At 60.0% G+C, this 19253-nt stretch carries 16 protein-coding genes and 1 riboswitch; of the genes, 5 read left to right on the top strand and 11 right to left on the bottom strand.

Features of this window, described 5'->3' with window-relative positions; translation table 11 throughout:
- The first annotated feature begins 255 nt into the window (after positions 1 to 255).
- The 3 genes from K419_RS0109935 to K419_RS0109925 are packed head-to-tail and all read left to right on the top strand — an operon-like array spanning position 256 to position 2600.
- A complete protein-coding gene (locus K419_RS0109935; RefSeq protein ID WP_026841453.1) occupies positions 256 to 675 on the top strand; it encodes a QcrA and Rieske domain-containing protein in 420 nt (139 codons plus the stop codon).
- 24 nt (positions 676 to 699) lie between these two features.
- Positions 700 to 1803 (top strand): cytochrome b, encoded by a 1104-nt coding sequence (locus tag K419_RS0109930; RefSeq protein ID WP_026841452.1) that lies wholly within the window; start codon positions 700 to 702, stop codon positions 1801 to 1803.
- Positions 1800 to 2600 (top strand): cytochrome c3 family protein, encoded by an 801-nt coding sequence (locus tag K419_RS0109925; protein ID WP_026841451.1) that lies wholly within the window; start codon positions 1800 to 1802, stop codon positions 2598 to 2600. Before K419_RS0109930 ends, K419_RS0109925 begins: the two co-directional genes overlap by 4 nt.
- Here the strand turns inward: K419_RS0109925 and K419_RS0109920 are convergent.
- From K419_RS0109920 to asnB, 5 genes are read right to left on the bottom strand one after another with little or no spacing between them, the layout of a single operon-like run.
- Positions 2597 to 3085 (bottom strand): acyltransferase, encoded by a 489-nt coding sequence (locus K419_RS0109920; RefSeq protein ID WP_026841450.1) that lies wholly within the window; start codon positions 3083 to 3085, stop codon positions 2597 to 2599. The genes K419_RS0109925 and K419_RS0109920 overlap by 4 nt on opposite strands.
- Positions 3086 to 3098: 13 nt before the next feature.
- Positions 3099 to 3401: an acyl carrier protein gene (locus K419_RS0109915; protein WP_026841449.1), complete on the bottom strand. Its 303-nt coding sequence runs from the start codon at positions 3399 to 3401 to the stop codon at positions 3099 to 3101.
- Between the two features lie 33 nt (positions 3402 to 3434).
- Entirely contained in the window at positions 3435 to 4421 is a 987-nt protein-coding gene (gene nadE, locus K419_RS0109910) for an NAD(+) synthase (protein WP_026841448.1), read from the bottom strand.
- Positions 4422 to 4443: 22 nt separating this feature from the next.
- The gene (locus K419_RS0109905) at positions 4444 to 6024 is read right to left on the bottom strand and encodes a class I adenylate-forming enzyme family protein (RefSeq protein ID WP_026841447.1); all 1581 of its coding nucleotides are present in this window, start codon (positions 6022 to 6024) and stop codon (positions 4444 to 4446) included.
- 14 nt (positions 6025 to 6038) lie between these two features.
- Positions 6039 to 8021 (bottom strand): asparagine synthase (glutamine-hydrolyzing), encoded by a 1983-nt coding sequence (asnB, locus tag K419_RS0109900; RefSeq protein ID WP_026841446.1) that lies wholly within the window; start codon positions 8019 to 8021, stop codon positions 6039 to 6041.
- A 260-nt stretch (positions 8022 to 8281) separates the two neighbouring features.
- Positions 8282 to 8358, top strand: a riboswitch (cyclic di-GMP riboswitch).
- Positions 8359 to 8559: 201 nt separating this feature from the next.
- On the opposite strand from asnB, the gene K419_RS0109895 reads away from it, so the two are divergent.
- Positions 8560 to 10074 carry a fibronectin type III domain-containing protein gene (locus K419_RS0109895; RefSeq protein ID WP_226377672.1) on the top strand — a complete coding sequence of 505 codons (1515 nt, stop codon included), beginning with the start codon at positions 8560 to 8562 and terminating at the stop codon, positions 10072 to 10074.
- A 200-nt stretch (positions 10075 to 10274) separates the two neighbouring features.
- Positions 10275 to 12023 (top strand): glycosyl hydrolase family 28-related protein, encoded by a 1749-nt coding sequence (locus K419_RS0109890; RefSeq protein ID WP_026841444.1) that lies wholly within the window; start codon positions 10275 to 10277, stop codon positions 12021 to 12023.
- Between the two features lie 113 nt (positions 12024 to 12136).
- Here K419_RS0109890 and K419_RS21885 read toward each other — a convergent pair whose 3' ends face one another.
- The 6 genes from K419_RS21885 to K419_RS0109860 all read right to left on the bottom strand — a co-directional run bounded on the left by K419_RS21885 (position 12137) and on the right by K419_RS0109860 (position 19192).
- A complete protein-coding gene (locus tag K419_RS21885; protein ID WP_035497116.1) occupies positions 12137 to 13411 on the bottom strand; it encodes an oligosaccharide flippase family protein in 1275 nt (424 codons plus the stop codon).
- 26 nt (positions 13412 to 13437) lie between these two features.
- On the bottom strand, positions 13438 to 14766 hold the full coding sequence (locus K419_RS0109880; RefSeq protein WP_026841443.1) for an O-antigen ligase family protein: 1329 nt from the start codon (positions 14764 to 14766) through the stop codon (positions 13438 to 13440).
- A 34-nt stretch (positions 14767 to 14800) separates the two neighbouring features.
- Complete coding sequence (locus tag K419_RS0109875) at positions 14801 to 15718, bottom strand: glycosyltransferase (protein WP_026841442.1); 918 nt, start codon at positions 15716 to 15718, stop codon at positions 14801 to 14803.
- Positions 15719 to 15764: 46 nt separating this feature from the next.
- The gene (locus tag K419_RS21880) at positions 15765 to 16721 is read right to left on the bottom strand and encodes a glycosyltransferase (protein ID WP_035497115.1); all 957 of its coding nucleotides are present in this window, start codon (positions 16719 to 16721) and stop codon (positions 15765 to 15767) included.
- Positions 16721 to 17932: a hypothetical protein gene (locus K419_RS0109865; protein WP_026841441.1), complete on the bottom strand. Its 1212-nt coding sequence runs from the start codon at positions 17930 to 17932 to the stop codon at positions 16721 to 16723. Before K419_RS0109865 ends, K419_RS21880 begins: the two co-directional genes overlap by 1 nt.
- Positions 17933 to 18142: 210 nt before the next feature.
- Entirely contained in the window at positions 18143 to 19192 is a 1050-nt protein-coding gene (locus K419_RS0109860; protein ID WP_026841440.1) for a DUF354 domain-containing protein, read from the bottom strand.
- Positions 19193 to 19253: the final 61 nt, after the last annotated feature.

Raw genomic sequence — 19253 nt, 5'->3', positions numbered from 1 at the left:
GAATACCTAAATTCCGGCACCCGGTAAAGCACAATCCCGCACTTCCCCCTGCCACCGAGAAGCATCCGATTCATTTTCATTAGGAACATCGAGCCCTTCCATCCCCTGTAACCCGCGCGTAGGGCGACTTCAAGGGATCAAAGCCGGAGGTGAGACTGTGGCAAAAGCCATTTTCATGAACATTACGCACTTGAAATGGCAGGGGCAGTCATTATACTTGAGCCGGGCCAGAAAAGGCCGACCGGGGGAGGGTGCATGGATAGTGACGGCAGGAGGAAGTTTCTCGGGGTATGTCTGGCCGGGACAGCGGCGGCGGCAGCAGTTGCCGCAGGCTACCCGGTCTTTCGGTTTCTGGCTCCCAGGTCCGGCGCGACCGGGCTGCAGAAGCTGGTCATCTCCGCCTCGGATCTGCAGGAGGGTGAGGCAAAGTTCTTCGAGTACGGCGGATCTTCCGCGGTACTGGTAAAAACCAAGGGGGGGGAAATGATCGCCCTTTCCGCGATCTGCACCCACCTAGGCTGCATCGTGCAGTGGGTAAAGGAGCAGCAGCACTTCCTCTGCCCCTGCCATGGCGGGCAGTTCGCCACCGACGGAACCGTTCTCGGCGGCCCCCCTCCCAGGCCGCTGGCGAAAATCCCGGTGACGGTCAGCGGCGGGAACATCACCATAGGGTAGTCCTTTGCCGCACATGGAGGTGCAATGTCTTTGTTTAAACGTCTGTACCGTTGGGTCGACCTGCGGGTAGGCATCGGCGAGATCGCGGATAAGGAGCTCACGGGCTACCTGCTCCCCCGCAACATAAACGCTTGGTATTCCCTGGGAAGCGTACTCATGGTCGCCTTCGCCATCCAGGTGGTGACCGGGATGCTGCTCCTGGTCTACTACGTGCCGGACGCGGAGAAGGCCTTCAAAAGCGTCAATTTCATCATGAACGAGGTCCCCTTCGGCTGGCTGATCCGGCTCTGCCATGCGGTCGGGTCCAACACCATGATCGCCGCGCTCATCTTGCACATGCTCTCCACCCTGGTGATGGGAAGCTACAAGAGCCCCCGGGAACTGAACTGGCTCAGCGGTTTCCTGCTCTTCTCCCTGGTGCAGGGGATCTCACTCACCGGCTATCTCGCCCCCTGGAGCCAGCTCTCCTTCTGGGCCACCACCGTCGCCACCAACTCGGTGAGCGCTCTTCCGGTGGCGGGTCCCGGCATGGTGGAATTCCTGCGCGGCGGGAAGCTGGTCGGGCCCGCGACCCTGGGGCGTTTCTTCGCGCTGCACGTAGCCTTCCTGCCGCTGGTGATCGGCGTGGTGATCGTGGTGCATATCTTCCTCCTGAAGCGCACCGGCATCTCGGCCCCGCCCTTTGGCAGAAGCGACACCAAAACGCCTTGGCAGGCCGAGCGCTACCGCTACCAAAGCCACCCGGGCGGCATCCCCTTTTTCCCCAACTACATGCTGGAGGACACCACCTCGATCTGCATCTACCTGGCCATTTTCCTGGGCGTTGTCTTTTTCTGGCCCTCGATGCCGTTCACCCCGGACGCCTTCGTACCGGCGGACCCTTTCAAGACTCCGGCGCACATCAAGCCTGAGTGGTACTTCCTGGCCAACTACCAGACCCTGAAGATCTTCCCCAACGAGCTTCTGGGGCTCACCGTGCAGGGAGCGGCCATGACCTTTTTGGCCCTGCTCCCCTTTGCCGATCGCTCACCGGAACGGCACCCCCTGAAGCGCCCGCTTTTCCTGTCGCTGGTGGCCGGTGGAATCCTGCTCTGGATCGCTCTTTCCGTATGGGGGCACCTGTCATGACCCGAAATTTAACAAGCCTCCTCATCCTGATTCCCCTGGCCCTCGTCCTCGCCTCCTCCGCCTGGAGCGCGGAGGCGCCGGAGAGCGCCTGCCTGCAGTGCCACGCTTCCCTCCCGGACCGGCTGGGCGCGCCGGTGAACCTCTGGCAAAAGAGCGTCCATGCCCAAAACGGCATTTCCTGCAACAGCTGCCACGGCGGCGATCCGAAGGACGCCCCCACAGCCATGACCCCCGCCAAGGGTTTCCTGGGAGCGCCGAAGGAGGGAGCCATCCCCGACTTTTGCGGTCGCTGCCATCCCGGCGTGCTCAAGGATTACCTCTCCAGCGCCCATGGCAGGGCTCTGGGCAAGGGAGGTCCCACCTGCGTCACCTGCCATGGCAACCATGAAGTGCTCAAGGCCTCGCTCACGCTTATCAACGAGAAGAGCTGCAGCCGCTGCCACAGCTTCGAGAGGGCGAGGATCATCAGGGAGGCCATGCAACAGACCGAGGCGCACATCCAGGGTATCGAGCTTAGGCTCGGCGGATACCGCTCCATCGGGGTGGACATCGAAAGGCTTGGCAAGGAGCTCTTCTCGGTCCGCAACAGTTTCCACTCCCTCTTTCACGAAGTGAACACGGCGCGGGTGAAGTCGGAATCGGGGAGGATCAACGCGGAGCTTTCCAAACTGGACAGGGAACTGCAGCTCATTGATGAAGAGCAGGTAAGGCGGAGGGTCATGGGGGGGGTCGCCGTAGCGGCCCTACTGGCGATAGCGCTTCTGGCCTACCTGTTGAGGAGAACCTTCCGGGACTAGAGCTTTTTGAGGCCGAAGACGAACCGGTCGTAGTCCACCCGCCCGTCGCTGGTGAGAGGATGGGTGATGCGCGCCAGCGGCGCCGCGGGGGTGTGTCCGAAGAGGACCCCCGGGGGGACCGACTTGGTCACCACGCTCCCCGCTACGACCACCGATCCAGCTCCGATGGTGACGCCGTTGAGGATAGTGCAGTTGGGGCCGATAAAGGCGTCTTGCTCGATCACCACCCTCCCCGTCCCGGTGTCCAGCGACCGCTCGCCCAGGTAGAAATGAGCGAAAATGGTGCACCTAAGGCCGATGGTGACGTTATCCCCGATGGTTATCTGCTCGGGGTGGATCTCGTCGATGTAAACCAACTGGCTGATCCAGACGTTTTTGCCGATCTGGACGCCGCGCATTCTATGCAGCCATGGCCTCAGGGAGAACCCCCCTGGGGCCACCATGGCCATTTTGCCCAGTATTCTTTGCAGCGTTTTCCTGACCATCGTCCGCTCCCGCTCAGACCGCGCCGTCGGCGCCGCCTACCGCCACCTCGAGCTCCTCGCCCACCAAAGCCGCCATCTTCATCTTGTTCTCGATGAAAGCCGCCACCTTGCTCACCGAATCGAGATTCTCCGGGATAAGTTCCTCGTCCTCCACAACCACCCTGTACTGTTCCTGAATGAACGCCACCAGCTGCAGTATGCCGGTGGAATCCACGATCCCTTCTTTGATGAAGGAGCTGTCGTTATTAAGCGTTCCGGCGTCCCCGAAGAGGAAATTGTCGACGATGAAGCTTCTGATTTCTTCTTGCAGGCTCATGTGCGTCTCCTTTTTGGTCTCAATATGCCGGCCTCACTGCCAGTCGACTGCCTCCACCAGCAAGGGAGGCAGGTGCAGGTACCGGGTGCTGCTCCTTTTTACTTCAATGTCCTGGAATACCAGCCGGACCTGCTCTGGGGTGAGCCCGAGGGCTGCCGCCACGCTTTCAGGCGCGACTCCATTGTTTTTGGCGAAAAGGCAGAGATCCATCTCCGGGTAGGGAAGCGAGAAGTAGAACTCATCCTGCCCTTGCGCCAGGGAATAGGTGTCCGTGGTGGGCTTTCTACGGCGGATCTCCGCAGGCACCCCCAGGTATTCGGCCAACTGGTACACCTGCGACTTGTACAGGTGCGCGATCGGCTTGATGTCGGCCGCGCCGTCCCCCAGTTTCACGAAAAAGCCCTGGTCGTATTCCAAACGGTTGGGAGTGCCGGCCACGGCGAAGTTGAGCCGATCGGCGTGGTAGTACTCCAGCATCTTGCGGATGCGCTGTTTGAAATTGGTGGCGGCAACAATCTGCAAGTAGGGCTTGAAGGGGAGGCGGACCCGGGTGGTGCCCTGGGCCCCGTCCTGGGCCACCAGGTAAAAGGAGGTAAAGCCGGGATGCTCCATGTTGTTGGAGATAACGATCTTGGACTTCCACCCCTCCCCATAGCCGGGGACGACCATCCTGACCGCCTCATCGTACTTGCGATAGCACCCCACCGCTTCCAGGGCTGCAGAGATCTCCTCGAAGACCGTCTCGATGCCGAGGGAGGCGGCCAGCTTGCCGCTTAGCCTCTGGCTCTCGCCGGACGAGTACCGCTCGGGCATCTCGAGTCCGATCACCCGCTCCTTACCGATCGCCCGCACCGCCAGGGCCGCAGTAACGCTGCTGTCGATCCCTCCCGAAAGCGCCACCACCAACCCGCGCCGCTTTACCTGGGTCAGCATCAGCTCTCTCACCCTGCCGCAAATACGCTCCACTTCCCGTTTCGGGTCCAGACGGAGCACTTCTTTGGAAAACTCCCCACTTTTCATATGTCACCCTTTTCACCCTTTTTCAGTCTCCCTGGCGGCCGTTACAACTTGGGTCGGCCAGGGGTGACGCCTCTAAACAGGCGGCGCGGTCAATCTTGCCGCTGGCGTATTTGGGGAGCGCTGCGACGAACCTGATCTCGGAAGGGATCTTGTGCCGTGGGAGCCTGGACAGACAGCGGGAGAGGAGCACCTTGTCGCTTGGGTTTTCCTGGAGCGACACCGCGATCGCCACGAGTTTTTTCCCCAACAGGTGGTCGTCCACACCCAGTACCGCCACCTCAAGGAGCTCCCCCGTCGCCATCAGCGCGTCCTCTATCTCCTGGGGGTCGAGGCGGTGCCCTCCCACCTTGAGCAGATGGTCCTTTCTGCCGGTCACGTAGAGGTAGCCGTCCCCGTCGCGGTACCCCATGTCGCCGGTGTGGTAGCCGTTGGCGTCAAGAACCTTCCCGGTGGCAATCTCGTCCCTCCAGTACCCCAGCATGATGTTCGCCCCGGAGGCCACCAGTTCGCCGATCTCCCCCTCGGCGACTTCTTCCCCCTTCTCGTCCAGAACCCGAACGGTTACTCCTGGAATAGCCCTGCCGATAGAATCAATTTTCTCGACAAGCATTTCCGGCTCGACATAGGTGAGCCGGGCAGCCGCCTCGGTGGCGCCGTACATGATGTAGAGCCTTGTGTGCGGCGGGAGCACCTCCATAAGCCTCTGCTTGATCTCACGCGCCATGTGCCCTCCGGCCTGGGTGCAGTAGCGCAGCGCCGGAAGCTTGTCCCGGAAAGCCGCCAATGGCGACCGGTGCAACAGGTAAGCGTAGGTGGAAGGGACCCCCGAAAAGCCGGTGACTCCCTCCTGCGCCATCTGCCTTATCACCGGCGCGCTGTAGGCGAACTCGTTGTTGACGACCACGGTTCCGCCCACCGCCACGTGCGTGTTCAGAAGCGATTTCCCCATCACGTAGAAAAAGGGGAGCACCACCATCTGGACGTCGTTCTCGTTCAACCCGAGGTACTGGATGATGGAGCAGGTGTTGCTCACGATGTTGCGGTGGGAGAGCATGACCCCTTTCGGGGCGCCAGTCGACCCGGAGGTGTAGATGATCCCGGCGAGGGCGGAGGCGTTGGTGGCTAGGCCGTGATCGGGAAGATCGGCGTCGGTCACTACCTCGTCCCAGGCAAACACCCTGGCGCCTCGGGGTGTACGGGAGCCGCTCGCGTCCTTGATCAGCAGGAGGCGAATCCCGAAGAGGTCGCTGTCGATCCCATTCAAGAGTTGTTCGCCTTCACTGCCGCAGATCACGGCTACGGGGTGCAGGTCGGCCAGGAGCTCACGAAGCGCATCAACCCGCAGATCGCAGTTGAGCGGCACCGCGACTGCCCCTGCCTTGAGAATCCCGTAATAACCCGCCAGGTACTCGATGCCGTTTTTAAGCAGCATCACCACTCGCTCGCCGGGAAGTACACCTTCATCTATGAGCCAGCCGGCAACTCGGTTGGCACGGATGTTCGCCTGGCGGTAGGTGATGCGCAGGTCCCCCTGCACCAGTGCGACCTTGTCGGGGCGAATTCTTGCGCTGTTTTCTAAGAGGTTGTGTACCGCGGGCTCCATACCAGACTCCTTTTTCAGAGGCTCCCGTACCGTACCAAGTCCGGTTGCAGCACGGAGCTCCGCCGCAAGGGAAACCCGGCGATGAACTGCCGGTGCAGTATCTCGGTTGAAAGTGCGCCGATGAGCGCCATGTTCTCGAATTCGCCGATGGCGCCGGGTTGCGCACCCTTGACCTTCAAGTAGAGGCGGCCGATCTTTTCGGCATTGAAATACCCGCTTTGCTTCAGGCTCTGCTGCGACAGCAACTCGTCCACGTAATCGAGAGGAACCTCGCCCTGGAAGAGCTCGCTGATCGGGGCCCGGTACGGGTGCTTTGCCCTGCTGGCGATTCCCTCTGGCAACATTCCCCGGAAGGCATGCCTTAGCAGGAACTTCTCATTCAGGCCCCGCACCTTCCATTTGGCCGGAAGACGGAAAGCGAAATCCACCACCCGGTAATCCAGAAAGGGGTGACGCATCTCGACCGAATGGGCCATGGCGACCCGGTCTCCTTGCGAGGAGAGAAGGAAGTTGGAGAGAAAGATCTCCATCTCCAGCACCTGGGCCCGGGACAAAAGGTCACGGTGAAGGAAATTGTCCGGGAGCCACCGGCCCAGTTCCTCCATGGGCCGGTATTGCGACAGGGCGGCCAGACAGTCCGGCGCCAAGAACGCGAGGTTGCGCTCACCGGCATGCCAACGCACCGCATGGGAAAAAAACGGGTCGTGCATCTGCTCCCGCGACACAGCGAAAAACCCCTGCAGGAAGCTACGGCCGCGCCCGGGGTTCCTGAAGATGTAAGGGTAAAGCCTCTCCAAAAGCAACGGGCGCCGGGAAGAGTCCGGGCATTTCGCCCAGTACTGTCGGATCTTCGCTTCCTTGAAGATGTTGTACCCCCCGAGTATCTCGTCCGCCCCCTCGCCGGAGAGCACCACCTTGTAACCCTCCTCACGCACCAGCCTCGACAGCAGAAACATAGGCACCGGCGAGGTCCGCAGCATCGGCTTTTCACAGTGCCATACCGTCTCCGGAAAAAAGCGGCGGATGTCGCCGTTTTCCACCAGCACCTGCCGGTTGTCGCTCCCCAGGAAACGCACCATCTCCCGCTGCGCGGCGCTCTCGTCAAAAACGCCGTCCTGGAAGGCAAGCGAGAAGGTCTTCAGATGGCTGTCGCAATGGCGCTGAATGAGCGTTGTGATCACGGAAGAATCGAGCCCGCCGCTTAGATACGCCCCCACCGGGACGTCTGAACGCAGCCTGAGGCACACCGCGTCGCTGAGAAGCTCCCGCAGCGCTTCAGCCGTCTCCGCAAGCCCGAAGGCGCAGCACTCCTCGGGAGCATGGAACGGGATGCGCCAATAGGGACGCGGCACCGACTCACCTTTGCCGACGACAAGGTAATGCCCGGGGGGAACTTCCTGAATCCCCCGGAAGAATGTCCTTCCCGGCAGCGTGGTCCAGAAGACGAAGAGCTGGCCAAGAGCCTCGAGGTCCAGCTCCCGGCTACCGTCTACCGCCAAAATGGCTTTCACCTCGGAGGCGAACAAGAAGCTCCCTTCGCGAGACCAACCGTAGTAAAGAGGCCTGATGCCGACCCGGTCCCTGGCGAGGAAGAGTTCCTCTTTCCCGCTGTCCCATATGGCGAGCGCGAACTGGCCGTTGATCCTGGACAGGAAATCGGCGCCGTACTCTTCGTAAAGGTGCAGCAGCACTTCGGTATCGGTCCGGGTGGTGAAGCGGTGCCCTTTCGCCTCCAGCTCTTCCCGAAGTTCCAGGTAATTGTATGCTTCGCCGTTGTAGACGATCCAGAGCTTGCCCGTTTCGTTGCCGATGGGCTGCCCCCCCCCGTCTATGCCGATAATGCTCAGGCGCAGGTGTCCCAGCGCGGCGCGGCGGTCCAGGTAGACACCCGACTCGTCCGGGCCGCGATAACGCAACGGCGAGATCATGGCGACGATCCGCTCCAGGTCCGGTGCCGCTTTACCCGCCCCAGCAACTATTCCGGCGATACCGCACAAATTCGACCTCCGATGCTGCCGGGAGCAGCGAACAGCAGGCGAATCCTGCCAGGAATATCAGCAACTTCCGCCTCCCGAAAAAACGAACGTTAAACTATACCAATGTAGATTTCAGAATCAACCCGACGCTGCATTTATCGCCCTGCGGTATCCTGCCCCTCCCGGTGCCCTGCAGGGCGGGAACGTCCGCTACTGTGACGGACGTCACAAAGCTTTCGCAACCGCTGTGTTACCGTCTCCCAGACAGAACGAATAGCGATACACGACAATACTAAAACTTTCGCGAGGAAGTGACGGAAAGCCTATTGGGTCTCACGAAGACAGCCGGGTCGCCGAAATATCGAAACCAAAACGATATCGGACCCGGCTTTTTTGCGTCCTGCCGGGATGAGCGCATGGCTAGGCACGCTCCTGAAAGCGCTGACGGCTTTGGGAGCAGAACAACCAAGATGGCGCCGGCAAGAAGGAAACGCGGAAGCGACACGTTAACCGGAAGCGGCAGCAGATGGCGCCCAAATCAAGGAGGCAGCAAAGCTTTATGAAGAGAAGACCCTGTAGCAGCATTTTTACCCGCATCGCGCTCGGCGCGCTGCTCGTCATGACCGTCATGACGTCGGCGCAGTTGGCACCGAGCGCGGCCCAGGCAGCCCAGGCAACTCTGACTTGGTCAGCCCCCACCACCTACACGGACGGCAGCAGCCTGACCGGCCTCAACGGCTACACCGTTCACGCCGGGATCGCCTCCGGCAGTTACACGCAACACTTCACCGTCGGCAACCTGACCTCCTACACGGTGAACAACCTAAACGATGCGACCAAGTACTACTTCTCCGTATCGGCAAACGATGCGGCAGGTAACGCCAGCGCCCCCTCCAACGAAGTCGCCTTCACGACGCCGGCGCCCCCGCCGCCGGCAGCACTGTACACCCTCACGGCCTCTGCCAGCACCGGGGGAACCATCAGCCCCACAGGTTCCATCGTCGTATCCCAGGGAACCAGCCAGACCTTCAAGATCGCCCCTGCCACCGGGTACCAGATCGCAGCGGTGACGGTTGACGGCGTCTCGGTCGGGGCCGCCGCCAGCTACACCTTCAATAACGTCGCCGCCAACCACAAAATTGCCGCCAGCTTCGCGGCCGCGGCACCGGCACCAACACCAGGCACCACCACGGCAACCTGGCAGAATCAGTCCATCGCGGCTCAAACAGGCACTTTCTCGGCGGTCTTCGACCTCACCCCGAGTTTCGTCAACATCAACGCGGTCGCCGGCTTCTCCGGAGTACAGGCAGCAGGGTACACCGACGTCGCCGCCCTGGTCCGCTTCAACCCAACCGGCACCATCGATGCGCGCAACGGAAGCAGCTATGCGGCCAAAGTGGCTCTCCCTTATTCCGCAGGAAAGAGCTACCGGGTCAGGATGCAGATCGACGTCCCGAATCACCGCTATGACGTCTACGTCACCCCCGCCGGCGGGACCGAGACGCAAATCGCAGCAGCCTACGCCTTCAGGACGGAACAGGCGGCGGTGAGGACGCTTAACACCTTGAGCCGCTACGCCAGCACCGGGACGCTGCAACTGCAGAACCTGTCCGTAACCTCTGCCAGCGCCCCGATGACGAGCTCCGCGCTCTGGCAGAACCGGGCCATAGCGCCGAAAACCGGAACCTTCACCGCAACCTTCGACACCATACCCAACGCCGCCAAGATCAACGCGGTGACCGGCTTCTCTGGGCTCGCCGCATCCGGCTATCAGGACGTGGCCGCGCTGGTCCGCTTCAACCCGACCGGCACCATCGACGTACGAAACGGAAGCACCTACGCCGCGAAGGTGGCCGTCCCCTACGCCGCCGGAAAAAGCTACCGGGTGCGGATGGTGATGAACATCCCCTACCACCGCTACGACGTCTACGTCACGCCGGCGGGAGGAACCGAGACTCAGATCGCGGCAGCTTATGCCTTTAGGACCGAGCAGGCGGCAGTGACGGTTCTGAACAACATCAACCTCTTCGCCGGCACGGGAAGCCACCAGGTGCTGAACCTGTCACTGCTGTAACCATGGATCCTCCGGTTGTAGCCGGTGGGGCCGTAACGCCGCGGACGCACCAAGCACCTGACCCGCGGACTGATCCCGAATACAGCACGGCAACCGACACTGCCTTACCTTGATCGGAGTGCCGACTGCGCAATCAACCTGCCTTTCCGGGCGTAGTTACGCTATATTGTTTACGGAAAGCTGTGGAATGAGGACCATACATGACGCAAGAAAAGCTTACCCATAACCTTTTCAAGAACCTGGTTACCAGCCTAGCCCTAGTACTAGCTCTGGGCGGGTTCACACAAGTGGCACATGCCACCTACGCCATCCCGTCTACCCGTGCCATCAGTTGGATGGGCAACGCCGGCGTTCAAGGCGAGATCCCGGTGCGCAGCACCATCTACACCACCTTAAAGCCTTCGGGCGGTGACGATGCAGCTGCCATCAAGAGCGCCATAGCCAACTGCCCCGCAGGGCAGGTGGTGCAACTGAGCGCGGGCACCTTCAACGTGAGCAGTCCCATCGTGGTCAAATCCAACGTCACCCTCAGGGGGAACGGCATGGGTAGCACCATCATCAAGGGGAGGTCCGGGATGTCGGGGACCTCTGTGGTCGGTATCGGATCGCGCCCCACCGTCGGGTCCGCAATAGCGCTGACCGGCGGGCTCAACAAGGGTTCCACCACTATCACCACGGCAACCGCCCACGGCTGGACCCCCGGCACTATCATCGTCATCGACCAGTTGAACAACGTCAACGACGATCCGCCGGTGACCAACGTCGGCAACAACGGGACCTGCTCCTGGTGCGGCAGGCTCTCCGGAACCAGGTCCCTGGGGCAGACGGCGAAGGTGGTTGCAGTCCCCTCTCCCACCACGGCGACCCTGGAAATTCCGCTCTACTGGAGCTACGACACCTCCCTCTCGCCGCAGGGGGTGAAGTTGAGCGGCGTGACCATCCAGGCAGGGATCGAGAAGCTCACGGTCGACAACAGTCTGAGCGGCAGCAGCGCGCAGAAAAGCAGCGGGACCCTGTTGCTCCTTGGAACCTCCAACTGCTGGGTACAAGATACGGAGGTCATCGGCGCTTACGAGGCGATATTGCTGCTGAACTACGGTGCCTACCGGAACACCATCCGTGCCAACAAGCTTCATGAAGGATTCCCGACCACAGCAGGAGACGGCACCACTTCCTATGCAACCAGCCGCGCCTATGGCATCAACTCGCAGATGTACTCCTCGGCGAACCTCATCGAGAACAACCAGATCTACCACCTCTCGACAGGGCTGATCACCGCCGGTCCCTTTTCCGGCAACGTCTTCGCCTACAACTACATCACCTCGTTGTATCTGAACGTGCTCAACTTCAACCCGTACGCCATCTCGTTCCACGGCAGCCATGCCTTCATGAACCTGATCGAGGGGAACTACATCGACAGCAGGGTCGCCTCCGACTGGGTATGGGGCACCAAGAGCCACAACACCTTCTTCCGCAACAAGATCGCCTTGGCCCCGAACCGGACCGGCGGGGCCTGGGATATCGACCTGCAGGTCAACAGCCGCTACTACAACATCATCGGCAACGTCCTGGGTAGAAGCACGGAAAGCCTGTACACCCTCGAAGCGCAGGACGCGAAAACATCTGCCATCTACCGGCTTGGCTACAACAACGACGGCGACGGCAGTGCGACCGGCAACGATATCAACGTCGCCAATTCGGTGGTGCGGCACGGCAACTGGGATACCTACAGTAACGCCGTCACCTGGAACCGCAGCGACGACCAGACACTCCCGCTCTCGCTCTACCTCACCGGAAAGCCGACCTGGTGGGGCGGGCTGCAGTGGCCCTGCATCGGACCGGACGTATCCCCAAAATATCCTGCGGCACCCGGCGCCGGCAAAGGAACTCCGTGGGCTAACGGCTCCGTCAAGGTAGTCTCCTCCCCCTCCCTGACTTCCGTGAAATAAGGCGCCGCAAACAGCAGCGCAGCAACTGAAAAAAGCCCTGCACTAAAAAGTGCAGGGCTTTTTCTGTCAAACGGAGGTACCGGTGTTGGCGCTGCGAAAAGAGAAAGCTCTGGCTACTTTACCTGGTTCGCCAGTGCTGCAGTCGGGTTGGAGCGAAGCTTCCAGACCGCCGCCGCCCAGATAATGACCGCATAGAGACTGTCGGAAAGGAGGCTGGCCCAAGCCGAGCCACGCCACGAATAGAGCGGTATAAGCCAGAGGTTAAGGGAGATATTGACGAAAGCGGTTCCGACAAGCAGGGCACTCCTCAGCCCCTGGAAACCAGCACCGGTGAGAGCGTTGGCGGGGAAGTAGTGGAGCACCTTCAGGAAAGGAAGCAACGACAGCCAGCGCAGGGCGTCGGTCGCCTCCTGAAACTCCCGGCCAAAGACATAGGGAAGCAGCGGTGCGCAGAGAAATAGCACTAATGACGAGGCCAGTCCGTAGCCGGCGGCGAAAGGAAGGAGCTTTGCCACCAGCGCGAGAGTCCCCTTCATCCCTTGGGCGCCGCTGCGGAAAAAGCGCGCGTAGGAGGCCGAGATTAGGGAGCGAACCGGTATGAAAGCGACGTCGACCAAGCGATAGGCGGCGGCATAGATACCAGCCGCCTGCAGGGTCGCCAGGCGGGTCAACATGGTCTTGTCGATATCGTTGAAGATGGTGGAGGAACAAAGTGCGACCGAGAAGTATACCCCCTCCCTAATCTCACCGTCCAATATCCTGCCGTTGTAAGTCGGCCTCCCCAGTTCCCGCGTCACCAGGTATCCTCCGACAAGGAAAGCCACCCCCGTGCTGACCAGGTAGAGATACCCCAGGTCCAGTGGGGTGGGTTTCTTCAACAGTATCAGGACAATCAGGGCCAAAAGGCGCGTGGCGTTGGGGAGGATCAGCAGGAACGATGTCATGGACAGACGCTCGAACCCCTGGAATGCCTGCGCGCAGATGTTAAGTGAGGAGAGAAAAAGCAGGTCGGCGATCGAGACTGTGATCACCAACATCAGCGAGATGCTCCTTGGCAGGATGAAATGGGCAAGGATGACGGTGGCCAGGGTAAGCACTATGCCGCTGAACCAGGTCAGGAACAGGGTCCTTCCCCAATAACGGGAGAATTCGGAGCGGTCGCGCGCCACGTGTTTGATCAGTATGTTGCCGGCCCCCATGCTCGCAAAGGGAGCCAGCACGCTGACCAACGCGGTCACGCCGATAAAGGCACCGTAACCTTCTGCGCCGAGCCACCGGGCGATCAGGACGAAATAAACAGCACGGATCGGGAGCTGCGCCCCATGTCCCATTAGCATCCAGAGCGTGTCCCGCGAAAGCTCGCTTTTCTTGATCTTGTCCCAGAGCACTGGCCTCTCCTCTTTAAGACCTAAACCTAGTCCGCCGGCTGCAGCACCTCGTTTTTGCGGGGCTGGTACAGCGCGGCGAGGCTCAGCATGATCCAGATCAGGTTTGGACCGACGAAGCGCGCTTCGGTGAAATTGTAAAAGAGCCCCCCAACCCAAAAGGAAAAGAGCAGGGCGGCGAAACTGTTGCCTGAGAGAAGTCCCCCCTTGAGCCTTTTCGCGATGGATGCGATCACGGCCAGCAGCAGGAACAGGCCGAGCACTCCCCCGTTCAGATAGGTCTCCAAATACCCGTTGTGGGATTGCCGCGGATGAAAAAGGTAGCGCTCCCACAGGTCATCGGCGCGGGCACCAAGCCAGAAGCTCTGATAGCCAGTTCCTACTAGCGGATTTATCGGCTCCCTGAGGACGTCAGCCCACAGTTCGGTACGCCCGGTGAAGGTCAGGTCTCGCCCCACCGCCCCCGTGATCATCTCCACCGCACCTTCTAGGGTGAAGAGCGCCACGAGAAGGCTGGCCCCAAGCAGACTGTAGACCCCCAGGTGCCGGACCTGCCTCCTGGCGAAGGAGAGCTTCAACATAAGCAGCATGGCGGAGCCTAGTGCCAGGCAGATGAGAGCGGTGGAGCTGCTTGCCACCAACATGAGCCATACCGCCATCAACCAGAGCGCGGCGAGCAGGGTCAGATCCCATGCCTTGGTCTCCTTGGCGTCCGGCACGTAGAGAAGTTCCCAGGCGAGGTAGACCGCGGATATGAACATGATGCTGCCCAGCATGTTCTTGTGGATGGCGACCCCACAAAAGGCGATGCCGGCAAGGTCGCTGCTGTAGTAGGTGCCAAGAGAGGGGACGTAGCGTATGAGAACTGCGGAAAGAGGGATAACTAGGTAAGCGAACCTTGACAGCAGGGCCCGGCAGGCCTTGGCAGGGTCGTCTTGAGTGAGGATGAGCACGACCATCACCAAGTTACCGAACTCCCGCACCCATCTCTTGAAGCTCACGAACGGGTAATCGGACCAGATGACGCTGATGGCACAGTAGGCGATGAAGCCGGTGAACCAGAGGTTGGAACGAAGCACCTCCCGCCACTGCGGCCGCTTACGCAGCAGGGCCACGCAAGCGCACAAAATTAACGCCAGCAGGGAGTATCGGTCCAGTGGGCTACCTTCCAGGAAGGCGTCGGCGGAATCCTCTTCGGGGGTCGAGAACCAGGCGGAGAGCGGCCTGGTGCCGATGATGAAGAACCAGGCCAGGGGAAGCCACGACTCTGGGGACGGCATCGGGCGCACCCTGTTGTCCCGAAGGAAGAGCCAGGCGATTACAGTGAGACAGCCAAGCAAGGCAAGCATAGGGAACATAGAGCCCTCCCTTTTTCCTCCAGCCGCAATCGGGTTAGTGGTCGTCTCGCAAAGCGATGTGGACGTGTCCGAAGAACCCCGATAGCCACGCCAGATGGTAGGCGCTCTTCACTAGGCATTTCACGCCGTAATGCTTACCGGCCAAGGCGGCGAATGGCAACGCGGTGGTGTAGACGCATGCGGCGGTGAGCGCGAAGGTCAGGTGCCGGCCGGAAAAACCCTTTTTCCTGATCCAGGAGCCGCTCAAGCCCCCTTTCCTCACGGCCCGCCTTACGTAGAACGCGACGGTCCACCGGTCCGGGAGCACCGTCTCGTAGACGACGGCCTCGTTGCTCCAGACAAAGGTATGCCCCTTCTGCATCATGTACTCGAAGAAGCGGACATCGGAGCCGCCGCTTCTACCGAACGCGGGATCGAAACGGTGGGTGGGATCCGCGAAGACTTCCCGCTTGAACAGGACGTTTCCGGTGCGGGTATCGGCCGAGTGCATCACCGTACCGGTGGGATGGGTCTTGCGGTCGCACAGGCCGCTCTTGATGACCCACCAGGGGCATCCTTGCTCGAAGTGAGGCCGGACCGGGCCGAGCACCCCGGCGGCCTGAGAGATCCGCCACGTCCTCAGCATCTGCAGTAGCCACTCGTCATCCGGAAACTCGTCGTCGTCGATGAAGGCGATGAATTCTCCCGAGGAGTTCTCGACGGCCTTGTTCCTGGCTAGCGCGATGTTCTGCTCAGGCTCGGCAAAATACATCACCGGCAGGGTGTGGGTTTGCTGGAAGAGCGCGACGGTTGCCTGTGCCGACCGGTCGGCGTCGTTGTCAACCACGACCGCAGCATAGCTGAATTCTCCGCCGGTGCGCTGTCCCGCCAGCTTTGTCAGCAGGCGCTGCAGTAGCTCCGCTCTCTTGAAGGTACAGATGCAGACGGTTATGTGCAGGGGCGACTGGGTCATGCGCTTCTCCTTGCAACAGCTGGGTCGGCTATGCCGGCCATACCGATTACCGCCTCTTTTCGCCCTGCGGCACCCGGAGGAACAGCAGCTTGTTGCGGGCAATTTTCTTCAGTCGCTCCATCTGTTCCTTACGCCGGAATTCCACCAGTTGCTGTGAGATGGGACGCTCCAAGCGGCTTAACCATCCCCAAGTGTAACCGCACAACATGAGCAGTCCCCCCAGCAGGTAGGGCTCTTTTTTCATCTGGTACACTCCCCTGAAAATTTCCCAGACTGGGTGCCCTCCCAGATAGTAGTCCTGTTTTCCGAACCGGAAGCGGGCCCCCAACACGTTCCCTTTCCCGGTCCCCATGATCCGGTGGTGCACGAAGCTCTTTTCCGGGAAGGTCCTTGTCTGCCAACCCATCATGCGCGCGGTGGTCACCGCGGTCCAGTCAACCCCCCCCCCTTTAATGCTCTGGTAACCGCCAATCGCATCATAGCAGCGGCGCCGGAAGATCTGGCACTGTCCGGAGACATGTTCGACGTTGACGATGTCGTAGTCGTATGTGATCGAACCCTTCTCGGTGAAGGCGGTACCCGCTACACCGAGATCCGGGTTGGCCGCGAACTTGTCTAGCAGAAACTCAAAATGGTCGGCATCGAAGGAGATGTCGGCGTCTAGGTTGCCGACGATTTCAAAGGGAAGGGACCTGACGCTTTCATAGCCGGCATTAAAGGCCCGCACCTTCCCTCCAAAATTACGGTTCTCCCTTTCCGGTGTTCGTATCAGTTCCATCCATGGGTGCTCAGGCAGGTACTTTCCTACTATTTCATCCGTCCTGTCGGTGGATCCGTCGCTCACGATAACCCATTTCATCGGCCTAACAGTCTGGCAAACCATTGATTGGATGGTCAGCTCAATGTAATCCTCCTCATTGCGGGCAGGAGTGATAAGAACATAGCGGCAGCGACTGTTAGGCGTCGGAGTATCCGATAGCGGCAGTTGAGTGTCCAGATTCATTAGATACCTCTTTTTATCCACTCTTGAACGTGCTCGGCAAAAGTAGCAAGAGCCAAGAGCATCCAAGCCTGGGACCACCTCATGTAAGAGATCTTGTTTTTAAACAACGGGTAAATTCGGTAATAGAAGTACCCGTTGTCATCCCACATATTGTCCAGCGCCCAGGTGAGGACCGATCTGGCTTGGGGGAGGTTATGCTCACTCAGATCCTTCAATTCGAGCATGGTGATTATGCTCTGCGCCACGCTATGGATGTCGATGGGATAGGTCCTATTATGGTAGTACTTCGGGGCACCATCCTGCCTGAAGAAGTTTTTCCGGTAAAAATCAAAGCCTAGACGCAGTGCCCCCTGGAACTCCCCGGTTTCCGCGCAGTGGCCGAGGGTGCGAAGCGCGCAGAGATTGTACCCGGTGTGGAAATTGTCGACCCAGCGCTGGCCGGGTGATTCGCCGTACCCCCAGGCCCCGTCCGGTTGCTGCCTGGCGGCCGAGTACCGCGCCACCTTCAGGGCGGAATCGCGGTATCTCTTGCCACCACCATATTTCAACAACCGGCACAGCAACGCAGCTCCCATAAAGTTGGCGTTGTGGATGGGAACGTGCGTAGTGGGAAGGGGATAGCTGAAGCAGGCTAGTTCCCCCCCTTGGGTCCAATACAGTTCGTCCAGAAGGTAGTCGGCCGCGCTGCCGGCCATCTCGATACAGCGGGTATCGCTGGTCAAGTCGAAGGCATCTAGAAGTGCGTTGGCGACGAACACGGTGCAGACAAGATTGGCGCTCCCCTGCGGCACCAACTCTCCCCGCGTCTGCCAAGGAAAGCTGTATCCCCAGTTCCAGTACCGGTTTCCCGGCGAGCGCAGAACCGCTAGCAGTTCTGTCATCGCCTGAATGAGTCCTTCATCCTTCAGCAAGCCTAGCTTAGACAACTTCACGAACGCGCTCAGGAAAAGGGCAAGGGCCTTGGGATTCTGAAGGCGAGGCACCATCAGGAGTGGTCTAAGGTTCACCGGCAGGCGTTTCAGGGCCTGGATCAACGCAATCCTGCAGATTTTGCTGTTTTTAAGAGGCGTAGCCAGGTATACACGACTGTTAAGCCCATCGTAGGGGTCGAACCCCGCCCAGTCGTTCTCCTTGCAGTAGTGGAAAAGCTCGTCAAGGGGCCCCTTCAGTATCGCCATCAGATCGGCGCCTTTCTTGGTGTCATCCATCATGACTCCCTCCGGCTCCAGGTGGCAGTGAGGCAGAACCTCTCTTCCGGAGTCAGCAGCTGATATGTGGTTGTTGCAAAAGTTATCCACCGGAAATAACGAGGAAGTGAGGCAGGTCAGCGACAGCGAAGAAGATTGGTGCAGCTTGTGTCGTCTTTCCTCGGCGCACGGACTTACTGTACAAGCAGTGGTCTCCTGGACGCGCGCCGTCTTTTAAACCTGGTTCAGGATGACGTGCAGGATGTCTACAATCTGTTTCAACGCAGGGCGGTTCGGCGGTTGGTAAGCCTGCGTGCGCTCTCTTTTCTTGAGTTCCACCTTGGTCCGAAGCTCCTCCGGGCTGCCGATCATCGTTAAACGTCCAGTATCGGATAGGTGCCTGTCGATGGAACCTATTTCTCCTCGGAAGATACTGTAGACCGGCACCCCCAACGCCGCCGCCTCACGGTTCATGGTACCCCCGCCGCTTATCACCAGATCCGAGTACCAGATCAGGTTGAGCCCGGGGATCACCTGATCGGGGATTTTCACCTTCTCGCTTTGCAGCAGTTGCGGCCATTTACTTTTAACGAAATCCGCCTGCCCGCTGTTGCGTGGCAGTAGGATGACGCTCACCTGTTCCTCTGTCCCGAGCCAGGACATTGCCTCCTCGAACAGTCGCAGGCTTTCCTCCTTGAAATAATGTGCCTCCGTGGCAGGAGGACGAACAATAACGATGACTTTGGTCGGGTCAAGGCGCAGTTGGTCCAGGACTCCCTGCTCGGGCTGGAACCCCGGCACGTAGACATCCTCCTTCAACCCGGAGTAGCGCAGGATTTTGCCGGGGCGGTCGCACACGCTGCTGTCCGGGATCATCTCCGGAATGATCAGCCAGTCAGGGCGGAAAAAGGGAATACTCTTGGCATATTCGTAGTCTGTCATCATCACGGTGGGAATGTGCAGCACCGAGGAAAGGATCATCTGCGAGCGCGAACCGTGGGAAAGTGCAAGGTCCGGGCTCCTTTTTAAGACGTATGAAGCAAGCTGCGCCGACCTCAGCAGCAGCCCAATCCCCTTCATGATCTTGTTCTTGCCGTAGTGGACTCCGACTTTTCGGTAATCCATCTTGTATAAGTCGGCCAATTTACAGACCTGGAAGCAATCCCGGGCCGTCAACATCACCTCGTACCCCCTTGCCTCAAGTTCGCCGATAATCGGCCTGAAGAAAGGTACATGCGGCGAGTTATCCATGTCTATCCAGATGGTCTTTTTATCCTTTCGCATTGCGACCTCTTCCTATGAAATTCGCACGTGGGCATACAGGAAGCTCCTGCCGCCCAGCGGA

The organism is Citrifermentans bremense R1, from assembly GCF_000426865.1.
Taxonomy (GTDB): Bacteria; Desulfobacterota; Desulfuromonadia; order Geobacterales; family Geobacteraceae; genus Geomonas; species Geomonas bremensis.
The sequence above is the reverse complement of the archived record's forward strand: the minus strand, read 5'-3'. Positions and strand labels throughout refer to the sequence as shown.

Bases quoted from the DNA above. Each gene is read 5' to 3' on its own strand.
- K419_RS0109935 (WP_026841453.1), top strand. From the start codon at position 256: ATGGATAGTGACGGCAGGAGGAAGTTTCTCGGGGTATGTCTGGCCGGG.
- K419_RS0109930 (WP_026841452.1), top strand. From the start codon at position 700: ATGTCTTTGTTTAAACGTCTGTACCGTTGGGTCGACCTGCGGGTAGGC.
- K419_RS0109925 (WP_026841451.1), top strand. From the start codon at position 1,800: ATGACCCGAAATTTAACAAGCCTCCTCATCCTGATTCCCCTGGCCCTC.
- K419_RS0109920 (WP_026841450.1), bottom strand. From the start codon at position 3,085: ATGGTCAGGAAAACGCTGCAAAGAATACTGGGCAAAATGGCCATGGTG.
- K419_RS0109915 (WP_026841449.1), bottom strand. From the start codon at position 3,401: ATGAGCCTGCAAGAAGAAATCAGAAGCTTCATCGTCGACAATTTCCTC.
- nadE (WP_026841448.1), bottom strand. From the start codon at position 4,421: ATGAAAAGTGGGGAGTTTTCCAAAGAAGTGCTCCGTCTGGACCCGAAA.
- K419_RS0109905 (WP_026841447.1), bottom strand. From the start codon at position 6,024: ATGGAGCCCGCGGTACACAACCTCTTAGAAAACAGCGCAAGAATTCGC.
- K419_RS0109895 (WP_226377672.1), top strand. From the start codon at position 8,560: ATGAAGAGAAGACCCTGTAGCAGCATTTTTACCCGCATCGCGCTCGGC.
- K419_RS0109890 (WP_026841444.1), top strand. From the start codon at position 10,275: ATGACGCAAGAAAAGCTTACCCATAACCTTTTCAAGAACCTGGTTACC.
- K419_RS0109880 (WP_026841443.1), bottom strand. From the start codon at position 14,766: ATGTTCCCTATGCTTGCCTTGCTTGGCTGTCTCACTGTAATCGCCTGG.
- K419_RS0109875 (WP_026841442.1), bottom strand. From the start codon at position 15,718: ATGACCCAGTCGCCCCTGCACATAACCGTCTGCATCTGTACCTTCAAG.
- K419_RS21880 (WP_035497115.1), bottom strand. From the start codon at position 16,721: ATGAATCTGGACACTCAACTGCCGCTATCGGATACTCCGACGCCTAAC.
- K419_RS0109865 (WP_026841441.1), bottom strand. From the start codon at position 17,932: ATGATGGATGACACCAAGAAAGGCGCCGATCTGATGGCGATACTGAAG.
- K419_RS0109860 (WP_026841440.1), bottom strand. From the start codon at position 19,192: ATGCGAAAGGATAAAAAGACCATCTGGATAGACATGGATAACTCGCCG.